At 56.9% G+C, this 21,953-nt stretch carries 20 protein-coding genes; 13 read left to right on the forward strand and 7 right to left on the reverse strand.

The genetic code is table 11. The features are described from left to right. Window positions 1–37: 37 nt before the first annotated feature. The 5 genes from queA (at window position 38) to secF (ending at window position 5,523) form a co-directional block, all read left to right on the forward strand. A complete protein-coding gene (gene queA, locus A6U95_RS06495; protein ID WP_065683911.1) occupies window positions 38–1,108 on the forward strand; it encodes a tRNA preQ1(34) S-adenosylmethionine ribosyltransferase-isomerase QueA in 1,071 nt (356 codons plus the stop codon). Between the two features lie 72 nt (window positions 1,109–1,180). Further along, entirely contained in the window at window positions 1,181–2,305 is a 1,125-nt protein-coding gene (gene tgt / locus A6U95_RS06500) for a tRNA guanosine(34) transglycosylase Tgt (protein ID WP_021805505.1), read from the forward strand. 33 nt (window positions 2,306–2,338) lie between these two features. Beyond that, window positions 2,339–2,671, forward strand: a complete 333-nt coding sequence (gene yajC, locus A6U95_RS06505) for a preprotein translocase subunit YajC (RefSeq protein WP_021180200.1) — start codon at window positions 2,339–2,341, stop codon at window positions 2,669–2,671. A 25-nt stretch (window positions 2,672–2,696) separates the two neighbouring features. Continuing rightward, window positions 2,697–4,544: a protein translocase subunit SecD gene (gene secD / locus A6U95_RS06510; RefSeq protein WP_024528656.1), complete on the forward strand. Its 1,848-nt coding sequence runs from the start codon at window positions 2,697–2,699 to the stop codon at window positions 4,542–4,544. Window positions 4,545–4,554: 10 nt separating this feature from the next. After that, window positions 4,555–5,523 (forward strand): protein translocase subunit SecF, encoded by a 969-nt coding sequence (secF, locus tag A6U95_RS06515; protein ID WP_065683913.1) that lies wholly within the window; start codon window positions 4,555–4,557, stop codon window positions 5,521–5,523. A gap of 56 nt (window positions 5,524–5,579) precedes the next feature. Here the strand turns inward: secF and ttrR are convergent, their stop codons facing one another. Both ttrR and ttrS read right to left on the reverse strand, forming a co-directional pair. Continuing rightward, window positions 5,580–6,194 (reverse strand): tetrathionate respiration response regulator TtrR, encoded by a 615-nt coding sequence (gene ttrR, locus A6U95_RS06520; protein ID WP_065683914.1) that lies wholly within the window; start codon window positions 6,192–6,194, stop codon window positions 5,580–5,582. Continuing rightward, the gene (gene ttrS, locus A6U95_RS06525) at window positions 6,169–7,926 is read right to left on the reverse strand and encodes a tetrathionate respiration histidine kinase TtrS (RefSeq protein WP_139102339.1); all 1,758 of its coding nucleotides are present in this window, start codon (window positions 7,924–7,926) and stop codon (window positions 6,169–6,171) included. Before ttrS ends, ttrR begins: the two co-directional genes overlap by 26 nt. Window positions 7,927–8,079: 153 nt before the next feature. Between ttrS and ttrB the strand changes: the two genes are divergently transcribed. Genes ttrB through ttrA form a run of 3 tightly spaced genes read left to right on the forward strand, consistent with a single transcriptional unit; the run spans window position 8,080 to window position 12,945 of the window. After that, window positions 8,080–8,814 (forward strand): tetrathionate reductase subunit TtrB, encoded by a 735-nt coding sequence (gene ttrB / locus A6U95_RS06530; RefSeq protein ID WP_024528652.1) that lies wholly within the window; start codon window positions 8,080–8,082, stop codon window positions 8,812–8,814. After that, entirely contained in the window at window positions 8,811–9,869 is a 1,059-nt protein-coding gene (gene ttrC / locus A6U95_RS06535) for a tetrathionate reductase subunit TtrC (RefSeq protein WP_065683915.1), read from the forward strand. Before ttrB ends, ttrC begins: the two co-directional genes overlap by 4 nt. Continuing rightward, window positions 9,862–12,945, forward strand: coding sequence for a tetrathionate reductase subunit TtrA (gene ttrA, locus A6U95_RS06540; protein ID WP_065683916.1), 3,084 nt, complete (start codon window positions 9,862–9,864; stop codon window positions 12,943–12,945). The genes ttrC and ttrA overlap by 8 nt, the downstream gene beginning before the upstream one ends. Before the next feature lie 125 nt (window positions 12,946–13,070). Here the strand turns inward: ttrA and A6U95_RS06545 are convergent, their stop codons facing one another. Beyond that, on the reverse strand, window positions 13,071–13,613 hold the full coding sequence (locus A6U95_RS06545) for a DUF3251 domain-containing protein (protein WP_065683938.1): 543 nt from the start codon (window positions 13,611–13,613) through the stop codon (window positions 13,071–13,073). A 196-nt stretch (window positions 13,614–13,809) separates the two neighbouring features. Here A6U95_RS06545 and nrdR point away from each other — a divergent pair, with 196 nt between their 5' ends. The 5 genes from nrdR (at window position 13,810) to thiL (ending at window position 17,431) form a co-directional block, all read left to right on the forward strand. After that, a complete protein-coding gene (gene nrdR, locus A6U95_RS06550; RefSeq protein WP_021180191.1) occupies window positions 13,810–14,259 on the forward strand; it encodes a transcriptional regulator NrdR in 450 nt (149 codons plus the stop codon). A 10-nt stretch (window positions 14,260–14,269) separates the two neighbouring features. Further along, window positions 14,270–15,376 (forward strand): bifunctional diaminohydroxyphosphoribosylaminopyrimidine deaminase/5-amino-6-(5-phosphoribosylamino)uracil reductase RibD, encoded by a 1,107-nt coding sequence (gene ribD, locus A6U95_RS06555; RefSeq protein ID WP_065683917.1) that lies wholly within the window; start codon window positions 14,270–14,272, stop codon window positions 15,374–15,376. Window positions 15,377–15,496: 120 nt separating this feature from the next. Then, entirely contained in the window at window positions 15,497–15,967 is a 471-nt protein-coding gene (gene ribE, locus A6U95_RS06560; RefSeq protein ID WP_021805495.1) for a 6,7-dimethyl-8-ribityllumazine synthase, read from the forward strand. A gap of 21 nt (window positions 15,968–15,988) precedes the next feature. Beyond that, on the forward strand, window positions 15,989–16,405 hold the full coding sequence (gene nusB / locus A6U95_RS06565) for a transcription antitermination factor NusB (RefSeq protein WP_021180188.1): 417 nt from the start codon (window positions 15,989–15,991) through the stop codon (window positions 16,403–16,405). Window positions 16,406–16,450: 45 nt separating this feature from the next. Next, window positions 16,451–17,431, forward strand: coding sequence for a thiamine-phosphate kinase (gene thiL / locus A6U95_RS06570; protein ID WP_065683918.1), 981 nt, complete (start codon window positions 16,451–16,453; stop codon window positions 17,429–17,431). Between the two features lie 145 nt (window positions 17,432–17,576). Here the strand turns inward: thiL and A6U95_RS06575 are convergent, their stop codons facing one another. From A6U95_RS06575 to xseB, 4 genes are all read right to left on the reverse strand, one after another. Then, window positions 17,577–18,551: an aldo/keto reductase gene (locus tag A6U95_RS06575; RefSeq protein ID WP_065683919.1), complete on the reverse strand. Its 975-nt coding sequence runs from the start codon at window positions 18,549–18,551 to the stop codon at window positions 17,577–17,579. 118 nt (window positions 18,552–18,669) lie between these two features. Beyond that, a complete protein-coding gene (gene dxs / locus A6U95_RS06580; protein ID WP_065683920.1) occupies window positions 18,670–20,532 on the reverse strand; it encodes a 1-deoxy-D-xylulose-5-phosphate synthase in 1,863 nt (620 codons plus the stop codon). Between the two features lie 21 nt (window positions 20,533–20,553). Further along, window positions 20,554–21,456 carry a (2E,6E)-farnesyl diphosphate synthase gene (ispA, locus tag A6U95_RS06585; RefSeq protein ID WP_059200010.1) on the reverse strand — a complete coding sequence of 301 codons (903 nt, stop codon included), beginning with the start codon at window positions 21,454–21,456 and terminating at the stop codon, window positions 20,554–20,556. Between the two features lie 5 nt (window positions 21,457–21,461). Next, a complete protein-coding gene (gene xseB, locus A6U95_RS06590; RefSeq protein ID WP_021180184.1) occupies window positions 21,462–21,725 on the reverse strand; it encodes an exodeoxyribonuclease VII small subunit in 264 nt (87 codons plus the stop codon). Between the last annotated feature and the right edge of the window lie 228 nt (window positions 21,726–21,953).

Raw genomic sequence — 21,953 nt, forward strand, 5'->3', positions numbered from 1 at the left:
TTTTTTCCCAATTAGCTAGCTGAAGAAGTGAATACCCATGCGCGTCGCCGATTTTTCTTTTGAGCTCCCCGAGTCTTTAATTGCCCGCTATCCACAGCCTGAGCGTAGCGGTTGCCGTTTGCTGCAGTTGGACGGGCCAAGCGGAGGCCTGACGCACGGCGTGTTCACCGATCTGCTGGATAACCTGGAAGCGGGCGATCTGCTGGTGTTCAACAATACCCGCGTGATCCCTGCGCGCCTGTTTGGCCGCAAGGTCAGCGGCGGCAAGATAGAAGTGCTGGTCGAGCGGGTGTTGGACGATCATCGGGTACTGGCCCATGTGCGTGCCTCCAAAGCCCCCAAGCCGGGCACAGAACTGCTACTGGGTGATGACGAAAGCATTGCCGCCACCATGGTCGCGCGCCATGACACGCTGTTCGAACTGCGCTTTAACGACGATCGTGACGTGTTCACCATCCTCAACGCGGTGGGCCATATGCCGCTGCCGCCATATATCGATCGCCCGGATGAAGACGCCGACCGCGAACTGTATCAGACCGTCTACAGCGAAAAGCCGGGTGCCGTAGCGGCTCCGACTGCGGGCCTGCATTTTGATGAGCCGCTGTTGGCTGCGCTGCGCGCCAAGGGCATTGAGATGGCGTTTGTCACCTTGCACGTTGGCGCTGGCACCTTCCAGCCGGTGCGGGTGGAAACCATTGAAGAGCATGTGATGCATGCGGAATACGCCGAAGTGCCGCAGGATGTGGTGGATGCGGTGTTAGCCTGTAAGGCGCGGGGCAAAAGGGTGGTTGCCGTGGGCACCACTTCGGTACGTTCGCTGGAAAGCGCGGCCAATGCTTGCCAGGATGCGCTGATCGCGCCCTTCTTCGGCGACACCAGCATCTTTATCTATCCGGGATATCACTATCAGGTGATCGATGCGCTGGTGACCAACTTCCACCTGCCGGAGTCCACCCTGATCATGCTGGTTTCGGCGTTTGCCGGCTATAAAAACACCATGAACGCCTATCATCAGGCGGTGGCCGAGCAGTACCGTTTCTTCAGCTACGGCGACGCCATGTTTATCAGCCGTAATCCACTGGCGGAAAGCGAATCCGTCGGGGAATAAATTCCCGGGTTACGCACAATGCGTGGCCCTGTTTTAATCACGTCAGACTGTATCTCTGACGCTGGAGGTTTTGTGAAGTACGAATTACAGACAACCGATGGCCGTGCTCGTCGCGGCCGCCTGGTCTTTGAGCGTGGCGTAGTGGAAACCCCGGCCTTTATGCCGGTGGGTACTTATGGCACGGTCAAAGGCATGACGCCGGAAGAAGTGAAAGATACCGGTGCGCAGATCCTGTTGGGTAACACCTTCCACCTGTGGCTGCGCCCAGGGCAGGAGATCATGAAGTTGCACGGCGATCTGCATGACTTTATGCAGTGGCACGGGCCGATCCTGACCGACTCCGGTGGTTTCCAGGTGTTCAGCCTGGGGGCGATGCGCAAGATTAAAGAGGAAGGCGTTTATTTCCGTAACCCAATCAACGGCGATAAGGTGTTCCTCAGCCCGGAAAAATCGATGGAGATCCAGTACGATCTGGGGTCTGACATCGTGATGATTTTCGACGAATGCACGCCTTACCCGGCGGATTGGGACTATGCCAAGCGTTCGATGGAAATGTCTCTGCGTTGGGCGCAGCGCAGCCGCCAGCGTTTTGATGAACTGAATAACAACAATGCGTTATTCGGTATTATCCAAGGCGGTGTTTACGAAGATTTACGTGATGTATCGGTAAAAGGGCTGGTGGAGATCGGCTTTGATGGTTACGCTGTGGGCGGTTTGGCGGTAGGTGAGCCAAAAGAGGATATGCATCGCATTCTTGAACACGTTTGCCCACAAATTCCAGAAGATAAGCCACGCTATTTGATGGGGGTTGGCAAGCCGGAAGATCTGGTTGAAGGCGTGCGTCGCGGCATCGACATGTTCGACTGCGTGATGCCAACGCGTAATGCCCGTAACGGCCATTTGTTCGTGACGGACGGTGTGGTAAAAATCCGTAATGCCAAGCACAAGGATGATACCTCCACGCTGGACAGTGAGTGCGACTGCTATACTTGTCGCCATTATAGTCGTGCCTATTTGCATCATCTCGATCGCTGCAACGAAATTCTCGGTGCGCGATTGAACACCATCCATAACTTGCGCTATTACCAACGTTTGATGGCGGGTTTACGCCAGGCCATTGAAGAGGGTAAATTAGAGCTGTTTGTGGCGGATTTTTATGGTCGGATCGGTAAACCGATACCACCTTTAAACGCTTGAATTAATAATTGAAAATTTAATGAGGGAATTTTAATGAGCTTTTTCATTTCCGATGCAGTGGCAGCAGCAGGGGCTCCGTCTCAGGGTAGCCCGTACTCTTTGATCATTATGCTGGTGGTGTTTGGTCTGATTTTCTATTTCATGATCCTGCGCCCACAGCAGAAACGCGCTAAAGAGCACAAAAAACTGATGGACTCCATCGGCAAGGGTGATGAAGTGTTGACCACCGGTGGCCTGATTGGCCGTGTCACTAAAGTGGCAGATACCGGTATTATTGCCATCGCGCTGAATGACACCACGGAAGTGATGATCAAGCGTGACTTCGTGGCGGCCGTTCTGCCGAAAGGTACTATGAAGGCCCTGTAATTTTGTTTTCCCTAAGGGAACTGCCGTGCTAAACCGTTATCCTCTGTGGAAGTATCTGATGCTGATCGTGGTGATCCTCGTCGGACTGCTATATGCGCTTCCCAACATTTACGGAGAGGATCCGGCCGTACAGATCACTGGCGCGCGCGGAGTCGCCGCCAGTGAAACTACGCTGGACCAAGTCCGTACTGTGTTAGAAAAAGACAACATTGCGAGCAAGTCGATTGCGCTGGAAAACGGCGCCATCCTGGCTCGCTTTAAAGATCCTGACGTTCAGCTGCGCGCCCGTGAAGCCTTGATGGCGGAACTGGGTGACAAATATGTCGTCGCATTGAACCTCGCCCCGGCAACACCTGCCTGGCTGGCGATGCTCAACGCCGAGCCGATGAAGCTGGGTCTGGATTTACGTGGTGGTGTGCACTTCCTGATGGAAGTCGACATGGACACCGCGCTGAGCAAGTTGCAAGAACAAACTATGGATACCCTGCGCAGCGAATTGCGTGAAAAGGGCATTCCTTACGCTGCGATCCGCAAGTTGGACAACAACGGCGTGGAAGTCCGCTTCCGTGACGACGCCGCTCGCGACCAGGCCATCAGCTACATGACGCCACGTCAGCGCGATCTGGTGCTTTCTGCCAATGGCAGCAACACCCTGAAAGCAACGATGACCGACGCTCGCCTGAGCGAAGCGCGCGAGTATGCGGTGCAGCAGAACATCACCATCCTGCGTAATCGTGTTAACCAACTCGGCGTTGCCGAACCGTTAGTACAGCGCCAGGGTGCCGATCGTATCGTTGTTGAGTTGCCGGGTATCCAGGATACGGCACGCGCCAAAGAAATTTTGGGTGCGACCGCTACGCTGGAATTCCGTCTGGTAAATACCAACGCGGATGCGACCGCTGCGGCCAATGGCCGTGTACCGGGTGACTCCGAGGTGAAATACACCCGTGAAGGCCAACCGGTTGTGCTGTACAAGCGCGTCATCCTGACCGGTGACCACATTACAGACTCCACCTCCAGCACCGATGAGTACAACCAGCCGCAGGTGAATATCTCGCTGGACAGCGCTGGTGGTACTGCCATGTCCAACTTCACCAAAGACAGCATTGGCAAGCCAATGGCAACGCTGTTCGTGGAGTATAAAGACAGCGGCAAGAAAGATGCCAACGGCCGTTCCGTGCTGGTGAAGCAGGAAGAAGTGATCAACGTGGCGAACATTCAGTCACGTCTGGGTAACAGCTTCCGTATCACCGGTATCAGCAACCCGAACGAAGCACGTCAGCTGTCGCTGCTGCTGCGTGCCGGTGCGTTGATTGCGCCTATCCAGATCGTGGAAGAGCGGACCATTGGTCCAACCTTGGGGCAACAGAACATCACCCAGGGCCTGGAAGCTTGCCTGTGGGGCCTGGTGGCTTCGATCGTCTTTATGGTGGTCTGGTACCGCAAGTTTGGCCTGATCGCCTCTACCGCGCTGATGGCTAACCTGGTGTTGATCGTTGGCGTGATGTCTCTGCTACCAGGGGCGACGCTAACCATGCCGGGGATTGCCGGGATCGTGCTGACGCTGGCGGTGGCGGTTGACGCCAACGTACTGATAAACGAACGTATCAAGGAGGAACTGAAGAATGGACGATCCATTCAGCAGGCGATCCATGAGGGCTATAAAGGCGCGTTCTCCAGTATCGTTGATGCCAACGTCACGACGTTGATCACCGCGATCATTCTGTACGCAGTCGGTACCGGTTCGATCAAGGGCTTTGCAATTACCACCGCAATCGGTGTGGCGACGTCCATGTTCACCGCGATTGTCGGTACCCGTGCCATCGTCAACCTGCTTTACGGCGGCAAGCGCATTAACAAGCTGTCTATCTGAGGAGTGCGTTGTGGCACAGGATTATACTGTTGAACAACTCAACTACGGCCGTAAAGTCTATGACTTTATGCGCTGGGATTACGTGGCCTTCGGCATCTCTTTGTTGCTGTTGGTAGCGTCGATCGCCACCATGTCCGTGCGTGGGTTTAACTGGGGCCTGGATTTCACCGGTGGTACGGTGATTGAAATTACTCTGGAACAACCCGCGAATCTGGACCTGATGCGCGATACGTTGGAAAAAGCCGGGTTCCAGGACCCGATTATCCAGAACTTTGGCAGCAGCCGTGACGTGATGGTGCGTATGCCACCAGCGGTTGGTACCGCTGGCCAGGAACTGGGTAACAAAGTTATTGGCGTGATTAACGAATCCGTCGATAAGAATGCGTCCGTCAAGCGTATTGAATTCGTTGGCCCGAGCGTAGGGGCAGAACTGGCACAAACCGGCGGCATGGCGCTGCTGGTGGCGTTGATCTGTATCCTGATTTACGTGGGCTTCCGTTTTGAATGGCGTTTGGCCGCGGGGGCCGTTATCGCTCTGGCGCACGACGTGGTCATCACCATGGGCGTGCTGTCGCTGTTCCATATCGAGATTGACCTGACCATCGTGGCATCCTTGATGTCGGTGATCGGTTACTCGCTGAACGACAGTATCGTGGTATCTGACCGTATTCGTGAGAACTTCCGCAAGATCCGCCGCGGTACGCCTTATGAAATCATGAACGTCTCGCTGACGCAGACGCTGAGCCGTACCATCATGACCTCCGCCACTACGCTGATGGTGGTTCTGATGCTGTACATCTTCGGCGGCGCGATGCTGCAGGGCTTCTCCCTGACCATGCTGATCGGTGTGTCTATCGGTACCATATCCTCTATCTACGTCGCCTCTGCGCTGGCGTTGAAACTGGGTATGAAACGCGAACACATGCTGCAGCAGAAAGTGGAGAAAGAGGGCGCCGATCAGCCTTCGATCCTGCCGTGATTGCCCTGTGTGTGGCTGAATAAGCCACGCACCGTCTGAACCAGATGCCGGTCAGTTTACTCTGCCCGGCATTTTTTTTGCTCCTGCGCCGCCAACAGGTTCAGCGAGCTTACCAATTCCGCCAGGCTGGTGGCCTGCATCTTCTCCATCACTTTAGAGCGGTGTACCTCTACGGTACGTACGGCGACGAAGTAACGATCGGCGATGGCCTTGTTGGTCATACCGGCGGCAACGGCGCAGGCGATATCACGCTCGCGTGAGGTCAGCGTACTGAAACGCTGTTGTAACTGGTAGCGCTCCACCTGACGTTGAGAATGGGCGATCCCCCGTTCCAGTGCGTCGATCAGCGGTGCGGTAGCAATCGGCTTTTGCAGGAAATCCAACGCTCCCAATTTCATCTCCGCTACCGCCATAGCGATATCGCCATGACCGGTAACGATCACTACTGCCAGCGTACTTTCACACTCGCGTAGCCGCTGATGGATTTGCTGCCCATCGATTCCCGGCATGCGAATATCCAGCATTACGACGCCGCATTGGTAAGGGGCGACTTGGTCGATAAAGGTTTGGCTGTCGTTCCAGATCTTCACCCGATAGTCCAGCCCTTCAAGTAAAAAGCGGCTGGCGTCGGTGACCGCCAGATCGTCATCGACCAGATGTATCAGCGCCATGGCTTGTTTCCTTCTTGATCCCAGGGAAGTGCAGGGTAACGCGTAGCCCCTGCCGTTGTGGCGATATCGAATAATTTTCCAGCGTCAGTTCACCCTGTTGGCTCCTTAGCAGCCGCTGGCAGATCACCAGTCCCAGGCCAAGTCCCTCCGATTTAGTGCTGCGAAAAGGCACGAACGGCTGCGCTAGCTGTTCGGCGCTGAGGCCGCCGCCATCGTCTTCCAGTATCAGCGTCTGCCGATCGCCATCGGTTTCCAGCCGCAGGGTGATCTGCTGGGAACCGGCCTGCAGGCTGTTACTTAACAAGTTGGTGAGCACCTGCTCCAACAGCGTGGCCTGGCTATACAACTGGCTTTTCGGGGCGATGATGACGACCAAACGGCACTGAGGGTAATGCTGTTCGATGCGCATCAGCTTGATAACGTTTTCCACCAGGGGGCGCAGCATTAGCCATTGTGCGCTTTCATGGTGTGGCGTTTTGCTGACCCATTGGCGCAGATTGACGATGGTTTCAGCCCCTCGCTGCGCCTGCTGGCCAATCTGTTCGAGGATCGGTAACAGCTCGTGCTGCGGATCGCTGCGCTCAAGGCGAATACGGCAGCCTTCGGCGTAGTGGCGTATTGCCGCCAGAGGCTGGTTAAGTTCGTGAGCAAAGCCGGAAGCCATCTCTCCCAGGGTGCTGAGGCGTTGCGCCCGGGCTAGCGCCGATTCTCTGGCCCGCAACGTCATATGCATTTGTTCTAGCTCGCGCCCACGCTGGCGTACCAGGTGGCCGATCCACAGATGGTTAGCGCCAAGTAGTAGCATGCCCCCGGCGAGCGCGCCAAGCAGGAGCAGATGTTGCAATGCCCAACTGTGTATCTCTTGCCAGAGTGAACGCTGTGCTGGATGGCGATCCAGATCGCGCAGCAGAAGGTCCACCTGGCGGGATGAGGCGGGAGCGCCCCAGGCTGGGAGATCTGGGGTATTCATTTGCAACAGTTGGCGGGTCAGCTCATCGACCAGGGGATCGGGCACGTGGTTCAAGGCGGCAAATGACCAGTTGGGATAAAGCACGCTGCTGGTCAGGCAGGGCTGCGTGCTGGGTTTGGCCAGCAGGGCACGGTAATCACTGGCCTTTAGTAATCCCTCTTTCTCCATCTCTTCCAGCAGGCAAACCGGCACTATGGCCGCGTCCAGCGCCCGATCGCGCAGCAGATAAAGCAGGGCGTCCACGGGATAACCGCTGAAGTGCAATTGCAGATCTTTTTCCGGATGTACGCCAGCGGCCAGTAGCTCCTTATAGCCCAGCAGATAGCCGCCAAAAGCGTCAGGGGAGACCGCGCCCACTTTTTTACCGGTGAGCTGAGTAGCCTTGGTTACGGTGCTATCGCGGCGTACCAATATCACGCTGCCTATCACGTTGTTTGAGGCATTCTGCTGATTTTTGCTGGAGCGTAAGGATACTAACCAGCGTAACGGGTAACTATTATCCAACTGAATATACTGCGCCGGGTTGGTGAGCAGAAAATCGACCTGGCCGTTGCTGACGGCTTCCCCCATATCGGCCAGGTTCAGCGGCAACAGTTGAAAGCTTTCGTCTGGGAACTGACGATTGAGATGGTTAATTAACGGCTGCCATTGGGCCAGGGCATGTGTATCGCCGCGTAATGCCAGCACGGCGATGGTCCATTGCCCTGCCCAGACCGGGCTCAACCAGCCGCATAGCAAGATCATCAGCACTGCTTTTTTCACATCATCTCCATTTTTATGATCTCGATCGCCCGCCAGAATTGTCCTGGATCAAGCCGCAGTAGGGAATGTGGTAAACCACAATATGGGCGGTCGTACGCCACTTTTACACTCCTTTGTATCAGCTCCCCGGTTGATACTTTTTGGGAGAAATCAATGGATAGTGGAAAACGGCAATTTTTACAACGCCTCGGTGTCCTGACGGCGGGTGCCGCGTTGGTGCCGCTGGCGCACTCCGGCTGGCAGCTGCAACCCGAGCGGCGTGAAGGCGACGGCAAAAAGCGTATGGCGATGTTGATCGATCTGCGCCGCTGTATTGGCTGCCAGGCCTGCACGGTTAGCTGCGCGGTAGAGAATCAGCTGCCGCAGGGGCAGTTTCGCACCACTGTACTGCAGTATCAGGTCGTCACGGATAGCCAGCGCATCCCCACCAACGTGCTGCTACCGCGCCTGTGCAATCACTGCGATAACCCGCCTTGCGTACCGGTCTGCCCGGTTCAGGCGACCTTCCAGCGTCAGGACGGCATTGTGGTGATTGATAACACCCGCTGCGTCGGCTGCGCCTACTGTGTGCAAGCCTGCCCCTATGAGGCGCGCTTTATTAACCATGAAACCCAAACCGCGGATAAATGCACCTTCTGCGTCCACCGCCTGGATGCCGGGCTGTTGCCTGCCTGCGTTGAATCCTGTGTCGGCGGTGCGCGCATGATCGGCGATCTTAACGATGAACAAGGCACCTTGAGGCGCACGCTGGAGCAGCATCGTGGGGAGCTAAAGGTGCTGAAACCCGAGCAGGGGACGCACCCACAGGTGTTTTATCTGGGGCTGGATGAGGCATTTGTCAGCCATGTCCGGGGACAACCGGCGCTGTGGCAGGAGGTACACTCATGATCCGCGAAGTGATGGCTCGCCCGCAGGAGATCGCCTGGTTGCCCTGGGCGGTACAGTATTTCTTTTTCATCGGTCTGGCATGTAGCAGTGTTGCTATTGCGGCCTGGCTACGCTGGCGTTCAGCGTCTGAGGCATCTAGGCTGGAGCTGGCAGCCGTTTCGCTGGCGGTGGTGAGCGGCACCGTGGCCCCGTTGGCCCTGAGTGCGGATTTACATCAGCCCGCTCGAATCTGGCACTTCTATGCCCATTTCGCACCTTGGTCGTGGATGTCTCTTGGCTCGCTGTTTTTACCGCTGTTTACCCTGCTGGTAGTGGCCTATTTCATTTTGCTGCTGCGTTGCCAACTGAGGGCAAAAGCCCTGCCATTCTGGGCGCGCTGGTTACAAATCTGGCCCGCATGGCAAGAGCAGAAATGGTTACGTTGGGTGGCATTAGCCACGCTGCTTTCAGCCGTCAGCATCTTGCTCTATACCGGCCGCGAAGTGTCCGTGCTGCGTTCACAACCGCTGTGGCACAGCCTGTGGTTACCTTGGCTATTGCTGCTTACTGCTATGCAGGCCGTTCCGCCAATGCTGGCCTATTGGTTACGCCATGAACCTCACTGGCAATCGCGCTTGGCACGCTATCAAGGGATCTCTCTGCTGCTGTTGTGCCTCTCCAGCCTGGGCTGGTGGTTGGACGGCAGTGACTCCGCCGCTGCGCTGCGTCAGTTGCCTGTTCAGGGGAGCGCCTGGTCTCTGGTTGGCAGCGCATTTGCCGTTTTGATCCTGCTGTTGATAGTTTCGGCTTGGCGATCGCGTCGTAGGGCGCTAGGGGCGACAGGCCTGTTAGCACAATGCTTGGCTGCGTTGCTGCTCTGTTGGGGCGTGCGCTGGATGCTGCTGATGCAAACCCAGACGCTGCCCAAGTTCACTATATTGCTCAACCCCTATGTGTTACCGCTCGGCAGCGAGGGGCTATTGGCCATTCTCGGCACTTTTGGGCTGTGGCTGGCATTAATCATCGGGGTTCGTGAATTACAGCATGGGTTGATGGAGAAAAAACGCTATGGCTAAGTCAACGCGTCGTCAGTGGTTGAAAGGCGGGCTCGCTTTGGGTGGGCTGGCCGTGTTTGGTGCCAGCTACAGCGAAATGGTGCAGAAGGTGTTTACCGGCCTGCGTGATGGCAGCAGTGGAAAACTGACGCTGGATCGGATCAGTGCCAATGCGTTACCGCCAGAAGGCCGCCAACATCCCGAAGGCTGGCAGGCCAATCCGCAGCAGGCCGTTTCCATGACGCAATGTTTTGGCTGCTGGACGCTGTGCGGCCTGCGGGTGCGGGTCGATCGTGACAGCAATCAGATACTGCGCGTGGCGGGCAACCCTTATCACCCGCTGTCGCACGATCACCATTTTCCTTATTGTTTGCCAGTGAGTGATGCACTCAACCGCCTAGGCGGTGATGCCGGTTTGGAACAGCGCTCAACCGCCTGTGCTCGCGGTGCTACTCTGCTGGAAGGGCTGACCAGCCCGTACCGGGTGCTTGAACCGATGAAGCGGGTAGGGCCGCGCGGTAGCGGGCAGTGGCAGCGCATCAGTTTTGAACAACTGATCACGGAAGTGGTTGAAGGCGGCGATCTGTTTGGTGAAGGGCCAGTGGAGGGATTACGGGCCATCCGCGATCTGCAAACGCCGCTCGATCCGGCACAGCCAACGCTTGGGCCTAAGGCTAACCAGCTGCTGGTCACCAACGCAGGTGATGAGGGGCGGGATACCTTTATCAAACGTTTTGCGCAAAACGCCTTCGGCACGCGCAACTTCGGCCATCACGGCGCTTACTGTGGTCTAGCCTACCGGGCAGGTTCCGGGGCGCTGATGGGCGATCTGGACAAAAACGCCCATGTGAAACCCGACTGGGATCATCTGCGTTTTGCACTGTTTCTGGGGACGTCACCCGCACAGTCCGGTAATCCGTTCAAACGGCAGGGGCGTCAGTTAGCCAATGCCCGCCTGCGCGATGAGTTCCGCTACGTTGTGGTGGCCCCTGCATTGCCGTTAACCACCACGCTGGCCAACGATCACAACCGCTGGGTGCCGGTACTGCCGGGAACGGACTCCGCGCTGGCGATGGGTATGATCCGCTGGATTATCGACCAGGAGCGTTATAACGCCGATTATCTGGCGTTACCTGGCGAGGCGGCCATGCAGGCGGCCGGTGAAAAAAGCTGGTCGAATGCCACCCATCTGGTGGTGATCGATGACGATCATCCCCTCTGTGGGCAGTTCCTGCGTAAGTCACATCTGTTAGGTGGGGCTGGCGGTGATGAGGAAAGCCCTGCTTTGGTGTGGGACGCACAGCGAGGCGAACCACTGCCCGCCACCGAGGCCATGCGTGGGCAACTGCTGGTTGAGCAGCGGGTTCAACTGGCGGATGGCTCACCGGTGCAGGTGCGCTCAAGCTTCCGTTGTCTGCAACTGGCAGCACAACGCTTTACGCTGGCGGAATACAGCGCCCAATGTGGCGTCAGTGCTGAAACCATTGCGGCGCTGGCTAAGGAGTTTACGTCCTACCAGCGGCAGGCGGCAGTGATCTCCCATGGCGGCATGATGAGTGGCAACGGTTTCTACAGTAGCTGGGCGGTGATGATGCTCAATGCGCTGATCGGTAACCTTAATCTCAAGGGAGGCGTCTCGGTTGGCGGCGGCAAGTTCAAGGAGTTTGCCGAAGGGCCACGCTATAACCTCGCGACCTTCCCTGAGATGGTGAAGCCGAAAGGATTGGTGCTGTCGCGTAGTAAGCAGGCGTATGAAAAGTCAGACGAATATCGTCGCAAGGTGGAACAAGGTGTCAATCCTTATCCGGCGCGGGGACCGTGGTATCCCTTTGTGGCTGGTCAGTTTACCGAGCAGCTGGCTCCGGCGCTGATGGGATACCCTTATCCGCTGAAAGCCTGGATCAATCACATGGGCAACCCGCTCTACGGTGTCGCTGGGTTGCGTGACGTGGTGGAGAGCAGGCTGAAGGATCCGCAGCATCTGCCGCTGTTTATTTCCGTTGACGCCTTTATTAACGAAACCAGCGCGTTGGCGGACTATATCGTGCCGGATACCCACAACTTTGAAAGCTGGGGATTCACCTCCCCCTGGTCTGGCGTAATGGTCAAGGCAAGTACCGCTCGTTGGCCAGTGGTGCCGGCGCGCACAGCCAAGACGGCGGATGGGCAGCCGATCGCGCTGGAGAGCTTTGTTATTGCGCTCTCGAAGGCCATGGGGTTGCCGGGCTTCGGCGACGGGGCGTTGCAGGATGCGCAAGGTAACCCTTGCGGGCTGCATTGTGCCGAAGATTACTACCTGCGCGCAGCAGCCAACGTGGCATTTGCCGGTGAGCCAGTGCCTGAGGCGACGGAGAGTGAGTTACGCCTGACCGGTGTCGATCGTCTGCAACCGGCGCTGAATCAGGTATTAAAACCGGATGAGCGGCTGCGGGTGGGCTATATGCTGGCGCGTGGTGGTCGTTTCGCGCCCCATGAGCAGGCTTGGCAAGGGGAGGCGACCGGCCCGCAGTGGAAGCAGGGGCTGAATATCTGGAACGAGGAGGTAGCACGCCACCGCCATGCTATGACCGGGGAGCGCTATAGCGGCTGCCCAACCTATTATCCACCGCGTTTTGCCGACGGTTCCGACGTGGCGCAGCACTATCCGAGCGAAGCGTGGCCGTTCCGGCTGATGTCGTTCAAGTCGCACCTGATGAGCAGCTCTACCGCCCCTATCGAGCGTTTGCGGGCCGTGAAGGCGGTTAATCTGGTCGCACTCAACCCGATAGATGCCGAGCGCTATGGTCTACAACATGGTGACCGTGTCAGGTTGCAGACGCCAGGCGGCAGCGTGGAAGCGCAAATCAGCTTGCTCGATGGGGTCATGCCGGGCGTAATTGCCATTGAACACGGCTATGGGCATCGTGAAATGGGGGCTCGGGTTCATTCGCTGGATGGGCAGGCTTTGGCGGCGGATCCACGCATTGCCGCAGGGATCAACCTCAACGATCTGGGGCTGGCCGATCCGACTCGCGAAGTCGGCAATAGCTGGCTGGACTGGGTTAGCGGGGCGGCGGTACGGCAGGGGTTACCAGCGAAGTTGCAGCGCTTGGGATAGCTGAGATCCTTTAAAACGGGCGCAGCATGCGGCGCCCCTACGGTGGAATATGTGCGATCTCAAGTGGCTGGTTTGTCAGCAATCTGATTCCCCAATCCTGACACCGGGGGGGAGCATTCAGCGCATCAACGTTGAGCGATGGGCTCGACGCTATGCACACGGACATAGCCCAGCTGCGATGGCGTTACGCCACTCAGTCGCAGTTCAAAGATTTGCTCGGTTTTTGGCAGCAGTGAGCTGGCGCTCTGAATTTGTTGCGACTGCGCCTGCGCGGTCAGAGGCATACCGGTCGCGGCATCCAACTGGCCCCACTCCAACGTAGCGGTAAAGCCTGGCAGATATTGGCCTGAGAGCGTGCGCACATACAGTATTGCCTGGCTGCCGTTGGCCTCGCTCTTCACATAGTTGAGCGATAGGCTCAGTTCACCCACGCTGCTGTGTAATCTGGCGGCGTTATTGGCTGCGGGCAGCAGGTAGACGCCGCTGGTTGAGCTTTGGTTAAGCCTGTTTTGGCGCTCCAGGGCGGTAGCCTGCTCGGTCAACTCCCCCAGCACCTGTTTCAGCTCAACCACCTGGTTGGTGAGTTTCGGCACTTCGCGGTTCTGTGCGCAACCGGCCAGCAGGATCATGGCGGTGAGCAGACAAACCTGGCGATAACGGATTGTCATAACGGCAATTTCCTCTTCAATAACACTGGCTCCCAGCTTAGCCCGATCGCTGGCCAAAGTCATGTCTACCACTAAGTATGGCTGCTTTATTGCGCAATCGTGGAAGCAATTCGCAACAAATGCCCGGCGGTCTTTGTTGTGGCGTTAGTTCGGGGTAAACTGTGCCCAACTATGTAAACGCTTATCAGGACGAGTTATGCATTGCCCTTTCTGCGCTGCCGTTGATACCAAAGTGATTGATTCCCGCCTGGTGGGTGATGGATCGCAGGTGCGCCGTCGTCGCCAATGTCTGGTCTGTAATGAACGTTTTACCACTTTTGAAGTGGCCGAGCTGGTGATGCCGCGGGTGATCAAAAGTGATGAGGTTCGCGAACCGTTCAACGAAGATAAACTGCGCCGTGGCATGCTGAAAGCGCTGGAAAAACGCCCGGTCAGCTCCGACGACGTAGAAAACGCCATCAACCACATCAAGTCCCAGTTGCGCGCCACCGGCGAGCGTGAAGTACCCACCAAAATGGTCGGCAATCTGGTGATGGATGCGTTGAAAAAGCTGGATAAGGTCGCGTATATCCGCTTCGCTTCGGTGTATCGCAGTTTTGAAGACATTCGCGAATTCGGCGAAGAGATCGCCAAACTGCAGGATTAACGGGATCCGCATGCAAAACGACGAATTTTATATGGCGCGCGCCTTTGAGCTAGCGCGTCTGGGGCGTTTCACTACCACGCCGAACCCGAACGTGGGCTGCGTGATCGTGCGCGATGGTAGCATCGTGGGTGAAGGTTTCCATTTGCGGGCCGGTGAGCCTCATGCGGAAGTACACGCTTTGCGCATGGCGGGGGAAAAGGCGCGAGGGGCAACGGCTTATGTCACGCTGGAACCTTGTAGCCACCATGGCCGTACGCCACCCTGCGCGGACGCTTTGATCGAGGCTGGTGTCAGCCGCGTGGTGGCTGCCATGCAAGATCCCAATCCACAGGTTGCCGGGCGTGGGCTATACAAGCTGCAACAGGCGGGCATCGAAGTGCGCCACGGCGTCATGCTGGCAGAGGCGGAAGCGGTCAATCTGGGGTTCCTCAAGCGTATGCGCACCGGGTTTCCCTATGTGCAGCTCAAGCTGGGCGCTTCACTGGATGGCCGTACGGCGATGGCCTCAGGGGAAAGCCAGTGGATCACCTCACCGCAGGCCCGGCGGGATGTGCAGGAGTTGCGGGCGGCCAGTTCGGCGATCCTCAGCACCAGTGCAACCGTGTTGGCCGACGATCCTTCGCTAACGGTGCGCTGGGATGAACTGAGCAGTGAAACCCAGCAGATTTACCCGCGTGACAGCCTGCGCCAGCCGCTACGGATTATTCTGGACAGCCAGAACCGGGTCACGCCTCAGCACCGGGTTGTGCAGCAACCGGGTATGACTTGGTTGGCACGCCAGCAGCCAGACGATCGGGTTTGGCCAGCAGGGGTGGAGCAATTATCTTTCCCACTGCACGGCGGCGGTATCGATCTGGTGGTAATGATGATGCAACTGGCCAAGCGCCAGGTGAACAGCATCTGGGTCGAGGCTGGCGCACAGCTTGCCGGTGCGCTGCTGCAGGCCGGGCTGGTGGATGAGCTCGTCTTGTACATCGCGCCCAAACTATTGGGGGATAATGCCCGTGGGCTGTGCCAGCTACCGGGGCTGACGCACTTGGCCGATGCGCCTGAGTTTGTCTTTAGCGAGGTACGCCAGATTGGCCCCGATCTGCGCCTGCGGTTAACCGCCAAATAGAGAATGTAACCTTTGCCTGCCGGTGCAGCCGCGTTTTACAAAAGCGCCGCGCAGCCGGGCAAAGAATATGATAGAATCCGCCCCCCTGCGGGGTATTGAACCCATTTTTAAGGAAAGCCCATGAAAGTTATCGAAGGTGTTGTTGCTACTCCAAATGCCCGTGTGGCGATCGCAATTGCACGTTTTAACAATTTCATCAACGACAGCCTGCTGCAAGGTGCCATTGATGCACTGAAGCGTATCGGCCAGGTTGCTGATGACAACATCACCGTTGTTTGGGTCCCAGGCGCTTACGAGCTGCCATTAACCGCACGCGTGCTGGCTAACACCGGTAAATACGATGCGGTGATTGCTCTGGGTACGGTGATCCGTGGGGGCACCGCGCACTTCGAATATGTGGCGGGCGAAGCCAGCTCCGGTCTGGGCCAAGTCTCTATGAATACCGAGATCCCGGTTGCCTTTGGCGTGCTGACCACCGAAAGCATCGAACAAGCGATCGAGCGTGCTGGCACCAAAGCGGGCAACAAAGGCGCAGAAGCCGCCCTGACCGCACTTGAAATGATTAATGTAATCAAAGCTATTAAAGCCTGAATTTAGTTTAAGGGGAATTCCGTGAAACCTGCTGCTCGTCGTCGCGCTCGTGAGTGCGCTGTTCAAGCGATTTACTCTTGGCAGTTGTCTAAAAATGACATTGCCGATGTTGAACACCAGTTCCTGACGGAGCAGGATGTCAAAGATGTTGACGTCGCCTATTTTCGTGAGCTGCTGTCCGGTGTGGCAGTCAACGCAGGTATGCTGGATGGCCTGATGGCCCCCTTCCTGTCGCGCCAGCTCGAAGAATTGGGCCAGGTGGAAAGAGCCGTGCTGCGCATTGCGCTGTTCGAGCTGAAAATGCGTGAAGACGTCCCTTACAAAGTGGCCATCAACGAAGCGATCGAACTGGCGAAAACCTTCGGCGCAGAAGATAGCCACAAGTTTGTAAATGGCGTGCTGGATAAAGCAGCCCCCAGCATCCGTAGGAAAAAATAAAATATAAGGCCGGGAAACCGGCCTTACTTCTTTGGAAGACGAATTATGGCATGTGGCGAATTTGATCTCATTGCCCGCTATTTTGACCGGTTCAAAAGTGTGCGCCGCGACGTACAGCTCGGCATTGGCGATGACTGCGCACTGCTTACAGTGCCGGAAAAACAGCTTTTAGCCATCAGTACCGATACCCTGGTTTCGGGTATTCACTTCCTGGCGGATATCGATCCCGCCGATCTCGGCTATAAGGCCCTAGCGGTTAACCTGAGCGACCTCGCTGCAATGGGCGCCGATCCCGCGTGGCTTTCGCTGGCGTTGACGTTGCCGGAAGTGAACGAAGAGTGGCTCAAGGCGTTCAGCGATAGCCTGTTCGAACAGATGAATTACTACGGCATGCAGCTGATTGGCGGCGACACCACCCGTGGCCCGCTGAGCATGACGTTGACGATCCACGGCCATATCCCGGTCGGTCGGGCGCTAACCCGCAGCGGTGCACGCATTGGCGACTGGATTTACGTGACCGGTACGCTGGGCGACAGCGCCGCCGGGCTGGCAATCCTGCAGGATCGTTTGCAAGTGAGCGATCGGGCTGCTCAAGAATATCTATTGGGGCGCCATCTGCGTCCGCATCCGCGTGTGCTGCAAGGCCAGGCGCTGCGTGATTTGGCCAGTTCGGCGATCGATATCTCCGACGGTCTGATTTCCGATCTGAGACACGTGCTGAACGCCTCTGAGTGCGGTGCCCGTATTGAACTGGATGAGTTGCCGCTGTCGCAGACGCTGACCAGCAATACCGAGGCTGATCAGGCGCTGCGTTGGGCGCTGACCGGCGGTGAAGATTATGAACTGTGCTTCACCGTGCCAGAGATCAATCGGGGTGCACTGGAAGTGGCATTAAGCCATTTAGGTGCGGATTACACCTGTATTGGCCAGATTGGCCCGCAGTCTGAAGGGATGAAGTTCTACCGCGATCAGCAAGAAGTTGAACTGCCTTGGAGTGGTTACGATCACTTCGGGAGCGCTCAATAGCCATCAGTATGGCGGTATGAGTCTTTTTGGGCTCATACTGATCCTGCTAGTAAGAGATGGCTCTATTCCGGCCTGAGTTATTGGCCGAAACCTAAAAACCCGACCTCAGCAGTCGGGTTTTTGTATTTTTGGCTACGCTTGGCTGCTATTCAAAGCCGACCACATGATGCGGCACATAGGCCGTTTCTAATTCTGCAATTTCCTGTGATGTAAGCTCCAGATCAATGGCGGCTACGGCATCGATCAAATGTTCGCTGCGTGAAGCACCAATAATCGGCGCGGTAACCACCGGTTTACTCAGCAGCCATGCGAGGGCGATTTGCGCTCGCGAAACGCCGCGCTCTTCAGCAATAGTAGCTACTCGCTCGGCAATCAGAGCATCAACCCCTTCGGTAGCGTCATACAAGGTTTTGCCATATTGGTCGCTGACCAGACGCGCTGTGGTTTCGCCCCAGGGGCGTGTCAGCCTGCCACGTGCCAGCGGGCTCCAGGGAAGTACCGCAATCCCTTCGGCGACGCAGAGCGGGTGCATTTCGCGCTCTTCTTCCCGTTGGATCAGGTTGTACTGATCCTGCATGCTGGCAAAGCGTGTCCAGCCGTGCAGATCGGCGGTGTACAGCGCCTTGGCAAACTGCCAGGCGTACATAGAGGAAGCCCCGATATAGCGTGCCTTACCCGATTTTACTACGTCATGCAGGGCTTCCAGCGTCTCTTCGATCGGGGTTTCATAGTCCCAACGGTGGATTTGCAGTAAATCGACGTAGTCGGTACCCAAACGCCGCAGACTGTCGTCGATCGACTGCATGATCTTGGGCCGTGACAGGCCACGTTCCAAGTTGCTCATGGCGTTATAGACTTTGGTGGCGATCACCACCTCGTCGCGGCGAGCATAGTCGCGCAGTGCCCGGCCAACGATCTCCTCGCTGCTGCCATCGGAATAGTTGTTGGAGGTATCAAAGAAGTTGATGCCCGCATCCAGCGCCTGCTTGATCAACGGACGGCTGCTTTCCTCCGGCAGCGTCCAGGCATGGTTGCCACGTGAGGGCTCACCATAGGTCATGCAACCCAAACAGATGCGGGAAATGTTGAGATCGGTGTTACCTAGCTGTAGATATTTCATGCCTCTCTCCTGTGTACCGTTCAAAAAATAACTGTAGCGGAAAATGATGCAGAAATGATGGGCGTGGCGTTGAAGGGTGGGATTGATAAGGGCGCCCAGTGCGGCGCCCCTAGCTAGTTTATGCCAACCAGGTTTCGATCTGGCGCTGAATACCGGCCGCATCCAGGCCCAGATCGCTGCGGATCTCTTCCTGGCCGCCCTGTGGGATAAAGTAATCCGGCAGGCCAATGTTCAGTACGGGCACTACACGGCGTTTGGCCATCAGCAATTCGTTAACCCCACTGCCAGCGCCGCCCATAATGGCGTTTTCTTCCAGCGTCACCAACACTTCGTGGCTGGCGGCCATTTCCAGCACCAGCTGTTCGTCCAGTGGTTTGACAAAGCGCATGTCCACCAGCGTAGCGTTCATCGCTTCGGCGACCTGAGCGGCTTCCGCCAACAGGGTACCAAAGTTGAGGATGGCAATCTTTTCCCCTTCGCGGCGTACGATGCCCTTACCGAGCGGCAGTGCGGCCAGAGGTTCCAGCGTTGCCCCCGTACCGTTGCCCCGTGGGTAGCGTACCGCACTTGGGCCAGCGTTATGGTGATAACCGGTGTACAGCATCTGGCGGCATTCGTTTTCGTCGCTCGGCGTCATGATCACCATGTTCGGGATACAGCGCAGGAACGAAATATCAAAGGCGCCCTGGTGGGTCTGGCCGTCGGCACCGACAATGCCGCCGCGATCGATGGCAAACATCACCGGCAACTGCTGGATCGCCACGTCGTGGATCACCTGATCGTAGGCGCGCTGCAGGAAGGTGGAGTAGATTGCCACCACCGGCTTGTAACCGCCGATCGCCAACCCGGCGGCGAAAGTCACCGCATGCTGCTCGGCGATCGCCACGTCGAAATATTGCTGCGGATAGTCGCGTGAGAACTGCACCATGCCGGAACCTTCGCGCATGGCTGGGGTGATCGCCATCAGTTGGCTGTCTTTGGCCGCCGTTTCACACAGCCATTCACCAAAGATCTTGGAATAGGTTGGCAGGCCGCCAGCACTTTTTGGCAGGGTGCCGCTGGCCGGATCGAATTTCGGCACCGCGTGGAAGCTGATCGGATCCTTTTCTGCCGGAGCATAACCACGGCCTTTTTTGGTCATGATATGCAGTAACTGTGGGCCTTTCAGGTCACGCATGTTTTTTAGCGTAGCGGCCAATCCCTGCACGTCGTGCCCGTCTACCGGGCCAATGTAGTTAAAGCCCAGCTCTTCAAACAGCGTGCCGGGGACTACCATGCCTTTGAGGTGTTCTTCGGTACGCTTGAGCAGTTCTTTGATCGGAGGTACGCCGGAGAGCACCTTCTTGCCGCCTTCACGCAGCGTGGAGTAGAGCTTGCCAGACAGCAGTTGCGCCAGATGATTATTCAACGCCCCGACGTTTTCGGAGATCGACATTTCGTTGTCGTTCAGCACCACCAGCATATCCGGGGTGATGTCGCCGGCATGGTTCATGGCTTCGAACGCCATGCCTGCGGTGATGGCACCGTCGCCAATCACGCATACGGTGCGGCGGTTTTTGCCCTCACGGGCGGCGGCCACGGCCATGCCAAGACCCGCGCTGATCGAGGTTGAAGAGTGGCCAACGGACAACACGTCATATTCACTTTCGGCGCGCCACGGGAATGGATGCAGGCCGTTTTTCTGGCGAATGGTCGAGATGCGGTCACGCCGACCTGTCAGGATTTTGTGTGGGTAAGCCTGATGGCCAACGTCCCAAACCAGGTGATCGAAAGGGGTGTTGTAGACGTAATGCAGTGCCACCGTCAGCTCGACGGTACCCAGCCCAGACGCAAAGTGGCCACTGGAGCGGCTGACGCTGTCCAGCAGGTATTGCCGCAGTTCATCACACAACTTCGGCAGGCTTTCTTTTGGCAACGAGCGGAGTTCTTCAGGATTTTCCGCTAAGGCCAAGGTCGGGTATTTGGCTATATCAAGACTCATTCAGTACTCATATCAGAGGAGTTAATTGTCGCGTTCAATAATGAAGTTGGCCAATGCACGTAATGGTGCGGTGTTATAAGATTGTGTGGCCAACGAGTCTAATGCGGCCAAGGCTTCCTGATAGAGATCCCACGCTTTTAACTTGGCGCTGTCAAGCCCAAGTAGGGCCGGGTAGGTACTCTTGCCAAGCTGTTGGTCGGAGCCTTGGCGTTTACCGATTTTTTCGGTTTCGCCCACGACGTCAAGAATATCGTCCTGCACCTGAAACGCCAGGCCAATGGCGGCCGCGTAACGGTCAAGTTCAGGGAGTGCAGCACGGCCCGGTTCACCGGCGGCCAATGCCCCCAAGCGAACCGCAGCACGGATCAGCGCGCCGGTTTTATGGCGATGGATCTGTTCTAGTGCCTGTAGATCGATCTGCTTGCCTTCGGCTTCCAGATCCAGCGACTGGCCACCGCACATACCGGCAACGCCGCTGGCTTTGGCCAGTTCGGAAATCATCGCCAGCCGATCGCGCAGTGCCACATCGGGCATGTCGGCGTCAGCCAGGATCGAGAAAGCCAGCGTTTGCAGGGCATCGCCCGCCAGAATCGCGTTGGCTTCGCCAAATTTGATATGGCAGGTTGGCTGGCCACGGCGCAGATCGTCGTCATCCATCGCTGGCAGGTCGTCATGGATCAGCGAATAGGCATGGATGCACTCCACCGCTGCCGCTGGGGCATCCAGATTCTCCAGGCTCAGGCCAAACATTTGCCCGGTGGCGTAAACCAGGAAAGGCCGTAGCCGTTTACCGCCCAGCAAGGCACCGTGACGCATCGCCTCAACCATTTTGCCATCATTGAACGGCAGCGGAGCGATATAACCAAGCAGTGCGCGATCGCTGCGCTGATGGAAGGCCTGTAACTGATCGTGGAACTCAGACATCGTAATTACTCAGCGTCCGGGGTAAAAGGGGTCAGTGCAGCATCGTCGTTATGGTCGTTGAGCAGGATCTGTACGCGCTGCTCAGCCTGTTGAAGCTTTTGTTGGCCTTGGCGAGCCAATTGGACGCCACGTTCAAACTCATTGAGCGCATCTTCCAGCGGCAGCTCGCCGGATTCCAAACGGGTTACGATACTCTCAAGTTCGCTCAGAGAATTCTCAAAGCTGATGCTTTGCTCTTTACTGTCTGATTGTGCAGGTTTTTTCGCCATAGTTTTCTTTTTACATCATCATGTGAACAGTGGGGCCCGAGCCTATCCTAGCGGATCTTGATTAGCAAATCATGGCACGTCTATGTGGTTTTGTGCACGGCGCGCGTGCAGATAGTGATATACTTCGCGCCCAGATAAGATTGATAAAAGCCCGGCCAGCCCGCGATTTTATCAATCTTATCGCCATTGTATACCTAATAGCCTTGCAGTGGCAGCTAACCGCCGCCG

Origin of the sequence: Serratia sp. 14-2641, from assembly GCF_001692375.1 — a bacterium.
In the GTDB taxonomy this organism is placed as follows: Bacteria; Pseudomonadota; Gammaproteobacteria; order Enterobacterales; family Enterobacteriaceae; genus Chania; species Chania fonticola_C.